The organism is Xenorhabdus griffiniae, assembly GCF_015163655.1.
GTDB lineage: Bacteria > Pseudomonadota > Gammaproteobacteria > Enterobacterales > Enterobacteriaceae > Xenorhabdus > Xenorhabdus griffiniae.
In genome coordinates, this window is the sequence record NZ_JADEUF010000115.1 from 1 (window position 1) to 13,069 (window position 13,069).

General features: G+C 45.7%; 10 protein-coding genes. 3 read left to right on the forward strand and 7 right to left on the reverse strand.

The genetic code is table 11. The features are described 5' to 3' along the window. Nucleotides 1–95: IS1 family transposase (locus IQ211_RS15495; RefSeq protein ID WP_228011597.1), on the forward strand; the 95-nt coding region annotated here is incomplete at its 5' end. Nucleotides 96–225: 130 nt separating this feature from the next. Here IQ211_RS15495 and IQ211_RS15500 read toward each other — a convergent pair. Next, the gene (locus IQ211_RS15500) at nucleotides 226–606 is read right to left on the reverse strand and encodes an HNH endonuclease (protein ID WP_189760843.1); all 381 of its coding nucleotides are present in this window, start codon (nucleotides 604–606) and stop codon (nucleotides 226–228) included. Nucleotides 607–737: 131 nt separating this feature from the next. Here IQ211_RS15500 and IQ211_RS15505 point away from each other — a divergent pair, with 131 nt between their 5' ends. Next, on the forward strand, nucleotides 738–1,001 hold the full coding sequence (locus tag IQ211_RS15505; protein WP_223281827.1) for a SymE family type I addiction module toxin: 264 nt from the start codon (nucleotides 738–740) through the stop codon (nucleotides 999–1,001). A gap of 112 nt (nucleotides 1,002–1,113) precedes the next feature. On the opposite strand, the gene IQ211_RS15510 is transcribed toward IQ211_RS15505, so the two are convergent. The 6 genes from IQ211_RS15510 to IQ211_RS15535 form a co-directional block, all read right to left on the reverse strand. Continuing rightward, complete coding sequence (locus tag IQ211_RS15510; protein ID WP_189760844.1) at nucleotides 1,114–1,437, reverse strand: hypothetical protein; 324 nt, start codon at nucleotides 1,435–1,437, stop codon at nucleotides 1,114–1,116. A 1-nt stretch (nucleotide 1,438) separates the two neighbouring features. Then, complete coding sequence (locus tag IQ211_RS15515; RefSeq protein ID WP_223281828.1) at nucleotides 1,439–5,632, reverse strand: RHS repeat-associated core domain-containing protein; 4,194 nt, start codon at nucleotides 5,630–5,632, stop codon at nucleotides 1,439–1,441. A gap of 12 nt (nucleotides 5,633–5,644) precedes the next feature. Further along, entirely contained in the window at nucleotides 5,645–6,070 is a 426-nt protein-coding gene (locus IQ211_RS15520; RefSeq protein ID WP_189760845.1) for a DcrB-related protein, read from the reverse strand. A 584-nt stretch (nucleotides 6,071–6,654) separates the two neighbouring features. Next, entirely contained in the window at nucleotides 6,655–9,093 is a 2,439-nt protein-coding gene (locus IQ211_RS15525; RefSeq protein ID WP_189760849.1) for a toprim domain-containing protein, read from the reverse strand. A gap of 93 nt (nucleotides 9,094–9,186) precedes the next feature. Then, complete coding sequence (locus tag IQ211_RS15530; RefSeq protein WP_189760846.1) at nucleotides 9,187–9,393, reverse strand: helix-turn-helix transcriptional regulator; 207 nt, start codon at nucleotides 9,391–9,393, stop codon at nucleotides 9,187–9,189. Nucleotides 9,394–9,609: 216 nt separating this feature from the next. Further along, nucleotides 9,610–10,824, reverse strand: a complete 1,215-nt coding sequence (locus IQ211_RS15535; protein ID WP_189760847.1) for a tyrosine-type recombinase/integrase — start codon at nucleotides 10,822–10,824, stop codon at nucleotides 9,610–9,612. 367 nt (nucleotides 10,825–11,191) lie between these two features. On the opposite strand from IQ211_RS15535, the gene IQ211_RS15540 reads away from it, so the two are divergent. Beyond that, nucleotides 11,192–12,409: a tyrosine-type recombinase/integrase gene (locus IQ211_RS15540; RefSeq protein WP_189760848.1), complete on the forward strand. Its 1,218-nt coding sequence runs from the start codon at nucleotides 11,192–11,194 to the stop codon at nucleotides 12,407–12,409. The last annotated feature ends 660 nt before the right edge of the window (nucleotides 12,410–13,069 follow it).

Sequence of the window (13,069 nt, forward strand, 5' to 3'; positions counted from 1 at the left end):
CAAGACTGACTCGCAAGACCTTATCTTTTTCAAAATCCATAGAAATGCATGACAGAGTCATTGGGTATTATTTGAACATTCGTCACTATCAATAAATTGGAATCATGACCAGTTGATTTCATTCTTAAAATCAGAATCAGCGAAAAAATATCATGCTTCTGGACGTTCTTTATAAATGGATAGCAATCCATCAAAGCCTTTGATTGTTCTAATTACTTTTTCCTTTTAACGACAACCATTACCACCGCCCCATTTCTTGCGGCCACCGGAGCCATCGGGGTGATAAACTTTGTGATAAGAATTATGATCTTTACGGTCAACCAGACTCAACTTATCTGATTCATTTTCATGATGCCAAGTCATACCTGGAGGCGCATCACCTTTAAAGTTACCATGTTTGCTTGGCTGGACATGCTCAACCGTTCCCGGATATTTGGTTTGCATTTCACGCTTGAACTCAGGATCACGCTGCATACGTTCATAGACAGATTGATTGCCACGTTTAAAATGGGTTCTGTCAGATAACTCATATTCAAACGGCTTCAACGTATATTGATGGAAGATATGATATTTCCCTAAACCGCGCTCACCTTTGTATAACCCCAACGGATCTATCCAAGATAACGGATTGGGCGCATACGTATAAACATTCAACCCACCGTTTAGACCGATCGGATCTTAGGGACTATCCCGACACGACCATACTTTTTGACCTGGACTTTTTCTTTAATAACAACATGTTAAATATCCACTTTATCCCTTTGCACTCACCGCCGCGAACCCAAAACCCCCGACGGACACTTTGCCGATATGACAAGGAAGCTGCACCACCTGTCATTCATCTGAAAGGCCAGTGGCTTAAAGCGGCTGGGTTTGATAAGGGTTGCACCCTAACGGTGAAGATTATGGATAGCTGCTTAGTGCTCATTCCTGACAGCGATAATATCTGCGCGATTAAGCAACAGTACCAGCGGCAGCAAGACCAGCTTAGGCGAAATTAAGCTGCGAATGCGGGAACTTGGTTGGCGATTACAACAGCAACTAAGGGCAAGAACTGAGCGGCTCTTAAAAAGAAGAAAGCCGGAAGATCATGAGATCTTTCCGGCTTTTCACTTACTCTTTTAGAGCAAACATATTTATATCATCCAGAGCATCTTCTACACGACCAGCGAAGCATGGATCTGTTGCTTTTTGTTGTAATGCTGGAATAACTTTGGACTCATTAATTTTGGAATAAATACGTGCTATATGTCCCAAACATGTAATTGCCAAACTAGCGATATCTTCATCGCTATTATTAAGTAGCTGCAAACATTTTTCTTGAATCCATTCGTAATCATCAATATTGAATGTTGAATACAAAATGGCATCCGTTACTATTTGAGTATCATCAGAGTTAAATAATAACTCTAATTCAGGTTTAGAGTATTTTTTCATATCAGCACGTTATCTTCCCTTTCTTGTTAACTTTTCCAGCTTTTCTCAATGCGGCTTGTTGATCAGTATGTAACGCATCCCAATCTCTAACATGACCGTGGAATAATTCATCACCATTGGATAATGTTCGCGTCTTATCCATCACTACAATTTCATTGTTTTTTGCATCTACACCAACTCTACGAGGTGAAGTAGGCTTCACTTGAACTGAGTTATCTAGTGCCGTCTGACCATGCACCGGAGCCTTGCTTTTTACTGCATTATCAGTTTTACCGTGATAAGGAGCATCTTCATAAATCCGCTTCGCTAAGCCCAGTGGGTCGATCCAAGACAACGGATTGGGCGCATACGTATAAACATTCAACCCACCGTTTAGACCGATAGGGTCAGGCGTAATAAACCGCCCAATTTCCGGTGCATAAAACCGATAAGTATTAAAGTGCAGCCCCGTCTCTTTGTCAAAATATTGCCCGGCGAAACGCAGGTTTTGGTCAAAGTTTTTTGGTGAACGCTCCGGTTCGCTAAAGAATGCGGCGGTGATACTGTTGACCGCACCAAAAGCATCATATTTGCCTGACCACGCAATCTTGCCTGTCTCATCCGTGACTTCCAGTGGTGCCCCATTGATATCGGTGTGATACCAGAAATAATCACGTACCGTACCCTTAGCCACAATGCAGGCTAACGGCGTATAGCTGTCATGGGATTCATAACAATAAGTCTGGATTTTGCCCGTATTGATATTGCGTTCCTGCAACAGTTTCAGACCGTGCCAGACAAAATCCGTTTGTGCCTGCTGCGGTGTACCTGTCGGCCGAGTGGTGACGACTTTGCGAATACGTCGGCCAAGGGCATCATAATGATAGCGGGCTTGCATACTGCACCCTTCAGCGCTGATCAGGCGGTTATCCCCATCATAACGGTAAGTTTGTTTATCGCCAGAACGGGTTCCCCGCGTGATGACATTGCCGTGTGCGTCATATTCATAACGCCACTGATTCCACTGTATCAATCTGTCACCTTGTGGCGTCAGGAGCTGAGGCGTTTTCGCCTCTTGTTCCATCATGGATTGCGGGCGTTCGAGCAGGTTATCGGCACGGTCGTACCACAGCATTTCTTCAAAGCTGTCCACGCTAGTGACTTTTTTCAGCCGACTTTCCGAGTCATACAGATATTCCACCCAGCCACGGTAGTGGTCTTCCATCAGGCACAGATCATCCTGTTGGTCATAATGCCATGCCCGCCACGGTTTGCCCTGCCCGATGGCGGCGGATTTATCCCTGCCACTGTATTGGCTGATGCGGCGCCCTAGTGGGTCATAGTCACGAAACTGGAACAGGTTGCCTTGTGTGCGGCTGGTTTCACGGTGCAGGTTATCGCGCTCAAATTCGGTGATTATCTGCTGGTTATGGCGAATGGCGCTGAGATGGCCTGAGCCGTAATAAAGCCAGTGCATGCTATCCCCCTGTGGCAGAGTCAGTTCTGCCAGATTATCCATTTCATCATAGCTGAACTGGAGTACTTCTTCGCCGTTCTGCTCCCGAACCACCCGTCCTAATGCATCGTAGGCAAAACTGACCGTATTCGGCAGCAAGCCAAGCTGTTTTCCGGCAGCATTAGGTTCACGATGCGCTTCCAGCAACCGCCCCATGTTATCCCATTGATACTGGTAGCTATCCGTTCGGGTTTCCCGTTGAGTCAGGTTGCCCGCAGGATCGTAATACAAGTGAACCGAATGAACAGGTTGCTGGAATACCCGGTCACCCATGCGTTTTTCCACACTCAACAAACCGGCGGCGTTATATTCGTATCGGATCAAGGTATCATCAGGAGGGATTTCTTCAATCAGACGCCCTTCAGCATCGCGGTTCAGCAAATAACGCCCACCGTTTGCGTTCTCAATCTGGAGCAGATGCCCTTCGGGGCTGTACTGATAATGTACCTGTCGTTGCCGGCGGTCGGTTGTGCAAACGATTTGTCCCAGCGGATTGTATTCCCAGGCACGAGGGGAATTTTCATTACGCTGGTGATAAATCAACTGGTCAGCACTGTCCCAGGCCATGTGTTCTGTCGAACCGTCAGGATAGGTGACGAGCACTAACTGACCGTTTTCATCATAGCTATAGCGGACGGATTCCATCAGCGCATTGGTAAAATGGCTCAACCGATTTTCATCGTCATACTGCCAGCCACTGCTCAGGCCGGAACAATCGGTATGGCGGATCAATTGCCCCTGACCGTTCCACATAAAACGGCTCTCTCCACCTTTGGCATCAATGCGCTGATAAGGCCTCAGGGTATTTGGGCTGTAGTGATAACGGGTAGTTTGTTTGAGTGGTGAGGTTTCACTGACTAAACGCCCGAATTCATCATAATCCAGCACGGTTTCTGTACCATCCGGCCAGAAAATAAAGGTCAGTCTGTCAGTGTCATTCTGGTATTGCCATTGGGTCTTATCACCGTTGCCATCGGTCAGGCTCAGGAGACGCCCCAGCTTATCCCATTCACTCAGACGGGTATGGCCTTCGGCGTCTTTGTACCCGTTTGGCAGGCCGAATTCATCCCATAAAATATGGTGTTCAGTGCCGTTACGGTCAACACAGTGAATAATTTGATGTTCATCGTTAAGCGTCCAGACGGTGCGGGAACCATCATGCCAGTGCGCGGTACGGGTCAGGTTTTTATCATCATAATCCAGCCGATAACCTGCACCCTCACTGGTTTTTTGGCTAATCACCCGCCACAATCCGTCTTCTGTCTGTTCCCATCCATAGTCGCAGCGCAGGCCGCGTTTATCCTGATGCCAGGCCATGATGCCGTGCTCTGTCCAGCCAAATTGACGCTGGAAGTGATCACTACGGTGATTGACGCCCGTCAGCCGGGCGTTTTCATCGTAATGATAGCGGCAAAGACGAAGGCGCTGGCCGTTATACAGTTCGCGCCAGACTGTGGTTAAGCGGAAAACTGTGTTGCCGTCAATTTCCATAAGGCCATAATCACAGTGCAGGTTTAATCCACCGTTGCCGGTGATATTCACCATCTGTTGCTGGTCGTTATAATGGAATCGCTGTTCGTTGCCGATATTATCGCGAATATGGCTTAATCGACTGGTACCAGCATGATCAAAATCTGTATAGTGATAAACCAGCTCCCCCGTATCACGGATTTCCCACTCACCGTCTTCGGTGTGTATCAGCCAGCTTTGTGCCTCCGGGCAGAAACAGCGATGGCCTTCCGGTACATCCGGAAACGGAACGATATCACCGGATAAATCACGCCAGAGTATGCCCTCTTCCACACGGGTTAACCGGCTTTCCCAGAACAAATTCCAGCCCTGCCCCAGCACGCTGTCATACTGATAGCGGCTCAGATAACTGCGTTGCCAGTAGAGCGGGAACTCAGCTTCAAAAATAAAATCCAGTTCATCGTCATCGTTCAGGAATTTCTGGCCGGCAATGACTTCCACCGGCCTTGACATGATACCGACAAGCGAGGCACCAATGGCTAATTTACCCAATCGGCAAAGGGTCTTGCCAATTTTGGCGGCATTCGGAATTTTACTGAACAGTTTTGGCAATGCCCCTGATGCCTTGTATGCCGCCCCACCAAAACTGGTCAGCCCGGCCAAAAACATGGTGGCGTCTGAGATGTTATAAGCCGATTGGGGAATTTCCGGCGTGATTTTAGCTTCGGTTCGCGTTCCGCCGCCAATGATGACATTGGAAGAGCCTGTCATGACTGCTGCGTCACAGGTGGTTTTATCTCCCACCCGTGAGGCGGGTAAACCATTAATAAAAACGGAGTCAGAGCCTTGCGCCATCTGGCGAACGCCGTCTTCCTTACTGCATACGACGGTACTCTGTTTTGCGATAGCCGCCGGTTTACCATTGATAAAAACATTGGCGGAACCACGGGTAATGGTTCCGCTGGGACTTCGTGATGAAGCCCCCGCCGAAACACAGCCATCACGCGCCATATCGCCCAGTTTGCTTGCCAGCATCCCGACCGCAATGGCAGCGCCGATTAATAAAACACCGACGCCAATACAGGAGGCAGCCAAGCCGACGGCAAAAAGCGCGCCGGCTGCAATACCTCCTGCGGCTGAAATCAATGAACCAATGATCGTACCTGCAACTAATCCGGCCATTGCACTGGAATGGCCTATCGTATCCCCCAGCCTTGCCGCTTCTGGCATGATGTCCTCTCCCTAGAACTGGAAACTGTTCAGGCAGTCATTCAGCCACTGCCGTTGGGTTTCCGTAAATGCCTGCGGTGATGACATCGTGAAAATCAGCACCTTGCTCTCATCCCGCAAAAAGACGGCCTGATATTGATAGACTTGCTGGCCTTTTTTCGGGCGGTAACGGGAAAGCAGTAAAGCGCCCTGCAACAGGTTGTCACCTAATTGAGCGTCTTGCTCTTCAAGTAATTGCCAGTCACGCAGGCTTTTTTCCAGTAACCCCTTCTGGCGGGTAAGATAGCGGGTGAGATCTTCCCCTTCATGCAATTGATCGCGGCTAATATTCAACGCAGGGGCATCCGGGGCTATGATGATATTAACAGTCTGCTCCTGATAACCATCCGGTAGGGTGATACTGCCTTCTGTGAACTGACAACGTGGGCGTATATCCATTTTCCTTGCCTCATTAATGACAGGTTTGTTTTTAGCATGTTAATAAAACAGGGTATAACGGGGCAGCTTAGTGATTCTAGGGTAAATAACATAAGATGAAGGAAATTGTGATTAATCTCTCTTCTTAAATAAAATCAATTGATTACCTTGCTTAAATTTCACGTAACACAATAGATTCAAATCACACTGACGCGCTGCGCTTGTCTTCTCTGATTTATCTGGCTAATACATTAGCCAGATAAATCAGAGATCCTAAAAAACACTATGCCAACCAAGAAAGCCATTTTTATCTAAGCCACCCTATTAAAGAATTAGGGATAAAACTGTTCACCTATTCACCTTTAAATATTTTTATTTAAATTCATATTATTAGGTGGTGATAACTTGAAATCAGACTCATCACCACTCTTCACCAACGGTTCACCTTCAAATTAGGAAAAGGTGAATAGTGATGAAGACTTGTGAACTGTTTAAAAATAACCATTCACCCTATAATACATTGATATATCTAATTTAAATTATAGAGTGAACAGTGATGAACACTTTTTTATATTTCTTTGAAGAATGATTGTAATAAGAAAAAATTATTCTTCTGGTTGGTCATTCCTTGCCAGTTTTGGCATCCACTCAATAGCAGTATCAATATTCAGGTTCATATTGCTGCGAATACCATATTTGCTTTTCTTGCGCAGGTATTGCTGACTATACTCTGCCAATGCGCCCGGCATATCCATTCCGAAGCGGGTCACGGAAACAGGTTTATTCAGGTTATTACCTTTCATATAAGCAAGGTAGGCGTGATAAAGGTATTTGCGAGGATTGAACGGCATAATTTCCGCATTCCCGATTAACAATCCATCAGCTTCATCGGATGCAATCAGGTGGCCGCAAAAATCGACCAGTGGATCGGTGCCACGTTTGATCTCCAGTGCTTCTGCGGATTTTTGTTGCTCTACCAGCAAACGCCTCGCAGCTTGCGGTTCTGCGAATCGATGCAGCAGATGCCGGATAATCACAGGTAATTCTGCTGCTATTTTTTCTCCTAATAAAGTATCTCGTTCATGCTCCGGCACGACTTCGGAAAAGTTGAAAATCACCCGACGCCGCGACACGCCACCACTGCGATCACTGAAACTCATAGCGTTATTGTTCACAGCCAGCACCACCGCTGGAATACGAGTTGAATAGGGCTGTTTGTGCTTCGGATCGATGGCAACTTCATCCCCGCCTGTAATGGCCTTGATGCCGGAGCCATCGCCCACATAGCGAGTCTGATCTGGCAGGATAATCAACGAATACCCGACAATCAGCGCCCGTTCCCGTGGGTTTTCCAGTGCCGCCATACTGGCAGAAACGGTATTGCCTTTACCTGCCAGCATTGAACAGATTTCAGTAAAGATGCTTTTGCCACTGCCTCCGGCACCGGTGACTTCCAGAAAAAACTGCCAATCGTAACGATTAGCTAACACCATAAACAGGGCTGCCAGTACGCGATCAAACTTGTTCTCACAATTGGCTGTTGCCCGGTTAAGCCAGTGCCAGAATTGCGGCGCACGGTCTTTCAGGGTTTCCCCCGAAACAGGGGAATTGAATTCAACATCATTAGCAAGCAGTAGCCAGTCATTTTTACGGTGAGGCCGGAACTGGCAGGCTTTCAGGTCAAACACGCCGTTACTGAATCCGATTAAGTGGCGCTTTGGCGGCTGCATCATGGGAAGCTGCAATTTCAGGGCATCAACAGCAGAACTGATGCCATGCGGTGAGTATGGCAGTTTCTCTTCCATAAATGCAGAGACCATTTCCCGTTTTAAATCACGGTCACTGACCGGACGCCAAACAATACCGTCATAGTGATGAACGGCTTCCGAAGCGCCATCCAATGCCAAATCACCGTCATAACGCGCCAGCAATACTTCCCCGCGCTGGCTGGCTCCCATCTGGCATAATGTCAGTTTTGAAGGTTCACTATCATTGGGCTGAATGGCTGATTTTTTCTTAATTGGTACTGGTTGATAGAGTCCCTGAGAAAAAGCCAGCTTTGCCATTTCCACACCATGTTGTTGGCGGTAATCGTCCCAATCAGCTTTGTACTCAGTCGGTGGTAACGAAACCCAACCATTAACCGCAAGGGCTGCTTTTTCTGCTGAGATCTTACCGATATTCACTTTCGGTTTGTCGTTCTTATCCAGTTCATCGGGATGATGCCAGTCGTTATCTGCTGCAATAATAATTTTTGTGTCCGACCAGCGTTCCCGAACGGCTTCTGCAACAGAATACAAATTACCTGCATCCAGCGCCGCCAGAACAGTACCTTTATAGAGCTGGTTAACCGTCAGTGCCGTAGCGTAACCTTCGGTAATGATCACCATATCGGGGTGATCTTCCAACTCTGAGACGGAAATAAACGCACCTTTTTTCTGGCTACCGGGCAGTAATTTTTTCTCCCCATTGGGTTTGATAAACTGCGCGCCTGTTACTTTTTTATCCAGTGTTGCCATGGGCAACAAAGTCGAATTATTGAGCAATAGCCGCTGATTAGGGAAATCCAGCCCTTTTGCAGCCAGATAAGGAGATTGTCCGGCAACAGTTTGCGCCATTAGTGATGCCACTTTTTCGGCAATTAACTGCGTAGCTTGAATGGTTTCTCTGGCTGGTTTGGATTCTGGCAAAGGCAATGCCAACGCATCTGCAACAACGTTTGCTGCATCAGTGATGGAAATCCCTTTGGTTCTAGCCACTAAATCCAGCCCATCACCATAGTTTGGATCATCACACTGGCGGCAGTGCCAGTTGCCGTGATGGTGATCGTCGATAAAGTGAAAACGGTCAGTGCCACCGCAGACAGGACAAGCACCATGTTTACCTTTTGCAGGAATATCAATGCCACAGGCAGGCAATAAGTTTTCCCAATGATACATAGCGGATCTTTTCACGGTCTGGATCAGGTCGAGTGGTTTTTGGCTATCAATGATATCTGAAGATGTAAATTTAGGGTGAGTTTGGGTATGCTGTATATCAGCCATCATCGTTACTCCGTATAACGGTTGTTGGTCAGACGCCTCAGATGTGTGACAGCACACTGGGGCGTTGTTTTTTATGTCATTTTCTTTTATGTGTTATGCCGCTCGTGACTCCTCGATACGTTTCGCAATCCAGTTATCAATTTCTGATTCAATAAAAGCAACTGAGCGAGAGCCGAGTTTGACTTGTTTCGGAAATTCTCCATTTCTAATCAGTTTGTAGATCCACGCTTTGCTATAACCCGTCCGGCGTTGAACTTCCGGCAAACGAATAAGGTTTTCCTTCGACGCTGTCATTGTCATATTTTTTCTCCTGTTGCCGAGTCCTTGAGCGCTCATCGTGGACGTTGTTTGATGACAGGCGGATTATTTAAAAAGCAAGATTAAATGAACAGCGTTAATTGTTTTTCCGATTTGTTGAATTTATTTTTTTAGGAACTTCTACCTTTTCATCGATATTCTGTATAAAAAGCATACTTTGCTGGCACTGCCAACAAAGTATGAAAAATCACCGCTTCTTTACACCCTTTTGCCAAATTTTCCGATCAGGACATTTTTGCCTCGTTCCAGCATCTCCATATGATCCGCATACCATTGCAGCATTTCCCTGCGGCCATCCAGATATTGCGCGTGATTGTAAGTGCCACGAATGCTGTTCTTGTCAACATGAGCAAGCTGCGTTTCGATCCATGCCGTGTTGTAATTTTGGTCGTGCAAGATAGTGCTCATGGTATGTCGGAAGCCGTGACCTGTTGCCCTGCCATCATAACCAATGCGTTTAATAACCTGATTGATGGCAGCCTCACTCATCGGCTTACCTGCATCGTTACGGCCGGGGAAAACGTATTTCCCGCGTCCTGTAATCTCGTGCAGTTTGATAAGGATGGCTTTAACCTGAGTTGATAACGGAACGATGTGCGGGCGGCGCATTTTCATTCGTTCGGCGGGAATTTGCCAGAGATCGTTATCGAAATCGAATTCCGTCCATTCCGATTCTCTCAGCTCAATGGTGCGCACTCCGGTCAGCATCAACATACGTGTTGCTGATTGAGTAACCTGACTTCCGCTATAACCACTCAGGGCGATGAGGAAGTCAGGCATCTGGTCGGCTAAAAGGTGTGGGAAATGCTTTTGTTTGGGTGCTTTGAGCGCTCCGGCAAGATCAGTAACAGGATTGAACTCTGCCCGACCAGTAATAACAGCGTAAGTGAAAATTTGCCGACAAGCCTGTCTGGTTTTCTTCAGTTTATCTAAAACGCCGCGTTGCTCCATTTTTCGCAACACAGCCAGCATTTCAGCAGGTTTAATCTCGGTAACGGCACGTTTACCCATATACGGGAAGATGTCTTTTTTCAGATATTCCAAAATATCTTCGGCATACCCTTTTGACCAATTAGGACGCTTATATTCGTGCCATTCAATAGCGATGGATTCAAAACTATTGCTGACCGCAAAGACCTTAGCGGCCTTTTCCACCCTCTTTTCCTCTATCGGATCATTACCGTCTGACAGCGTTTTTCGTGCGTCATTTCTCTTGATTCTTGCTTCGGCAAGGGAGATTTCAGGATATACCCCTAATGCGAGCAATTTTTCTTTGCCTGCGATCCGGTACTTCAACCGCCAATAGCGTGAGCCATTCGGGTTAACCAATAGATAGAGTCCGCCGCCATCGGCAAGTTTATAGGGTTTTTCTTTAGGCTTTGCAGTGTCCACCTGTCGGGCTGTTAGTTTCACTTGGGGGTATCTCACTTCATTGAACCTGAACATACCCCTAAATATACCCCTATAAGATCGTAGATTTCAACATACCTGACTAGACTATGGGAGAACGAAAAAAGGCTAATGCTACGGATTTAATGGGATTTTGTAGACTTCGGAAGACGTTAAGATATGAAAGGATGGTACGCCCTACAGGATTCGAACCTGTGACCTACGGCTTAGAAGGGCAAAAACTATAGATTTCAGGTGGTTTCCTCTGGTTTCAATCAGTTTCATCATCATGATTTAAAATGATTTTTATACCTTGCGCGGTTTCATATAGTTTCATATCATTTCATCATAACTTGACCCGTTACTTGACCTGTTGTGAGGAGTGTTTCCAATGGCTAGCACCTTATTGACTGATAGCAAAATCCGTGGCCTGAAACCCAAAAAGTCAGCTTATTATACATGGCAAGCATCAGCAACACGAGGGACTGGTAGATTAGGAGTCAAGATATATCCATCAGGAAGAAAAGTTTTTATCTACCGTTATTTCAATAATGGGAAAGAGAAATTTATTAACTTAGGTGATTTCCCCGCCCTTTCCTTGGCAAAGGCATTATCTAAATCACAAGATGCTGCTGCTAATATTTCGGCTACTGAAAAAGTTATTATAAATCACGCTACAATCGAGCAACTATTTAAAGATTATATCTCTGATCAAAAACGTCGAGGTAAACGATCATACGACAAAACCGAATACAGGCTGAATCAAGTATTGGATAGTCAGCATATTGATAGAAATGCTCCAGCAAAAGATATAACCCCAGACCACATTAAAAGAGTATTAGCTGAGTTTATTTCACGTGGTGCTGTTGCTGGTTCAAATAAAGTACGTTCAAATCTTCATGCCGTATTTAATTTTGGTCTATTTGCTGATAACGATCCAGCTAAGCTGAACGAGAAGGTTATTTATGGGCTTGACAGAAATCCTGTAACTGTCGTTCCGCGGCAAGAGGGAGTAGATAAGGCACTGGATAGATTCCTTTCATGGGATGAAATCAAGTCGATTCTAAAGCTGTTTAGAGTTTCAGCGTCAATATTTCCAATCCATCCAGATTACGGTCGATTGTTATTACTCTGTATCTTCACGGGTGGTCAGCGTCCTTGGGAGATAATGACCAATACAAGAGATAACTGGGATAAAAATAATAATACGCTGACAGTACCGCCCCATATTTCAAAAAATAGTGACTACCACGTGATCCCGTTATGTAAATCCGCCACCGAAATATTAGAGCACCAAGCCAAACAATATCCAGACTCGGGATTTTTATTCCCCGGAGAAACAAAAGAAGGTCACTTACTAACTGCTGAGTATGCCAAGCAGATACGCAAATTTTGTACTCGCTATGACTTTGAGAAATTTACGCCAAGGGATATCAGACGGACATTTAAGACACTTGCAGGAGAGATGGGGGTCAGTTCGGAGATGAGGGATAAAGTGCAGAACCATAAGAGGCCCGGTGTTTCATCTAAGCATTACGACCGCTATAGCTACCTAAAAGAAAAACGGGAAATTATAGGGCAATGGGAACGGAAGCTGCTATCACTATAGAACAGAAATCTGCCCTTTAGCATATGGGAATCAGACAAACATTTGTCCGATTTGAAATCGGGAAAATACCCCAGAGGAGGGCTTGAATCTGAGTTGTCCAGTAAAAGCACTGGAAAAAAGGATATATTCTTTCTTTTTCAATGTGTTGCTTGGACATAACGGGCTGGACAAAACGACTTAACCCATTGTTTTTAGGCTGTTATTTTGTGCGCACCTCTTAATGAGGTATGCAAATTCTGTGAGTAAATATCATTTACGCTCAATAGTCTGATAATGGGGCATTGGATTTTGCATCGACGAATTTCGTCGGTAGTGAGTTAATGGGCTTTTAAATCCCATTAGCTAAAATTTCAGCCGATGATTGGAAAACCAAAGTGACGGCCTCGGAAGAATCAAAGGGTTATCGCCAAAGTGGGAATTCCCGCTTAGAGGAACTTTTAACCAACCCTAAACTAAAGTAATTCCTATAGTTAATTCCATACCTCCGTTTGAAACGGAAGAATCAATGGCCTTTATTTATCGTGACACGTCACGAATAACGCGATCGGTGAGTAACGGGTTAAAGGTGAGGAATCCCACCTTTATCTAAGTCGTTGATTTTGCTTAATTCCTGCTCAGGAACGGAATTCAATTAAATCAAGGGGTTAAAATAGGATAATT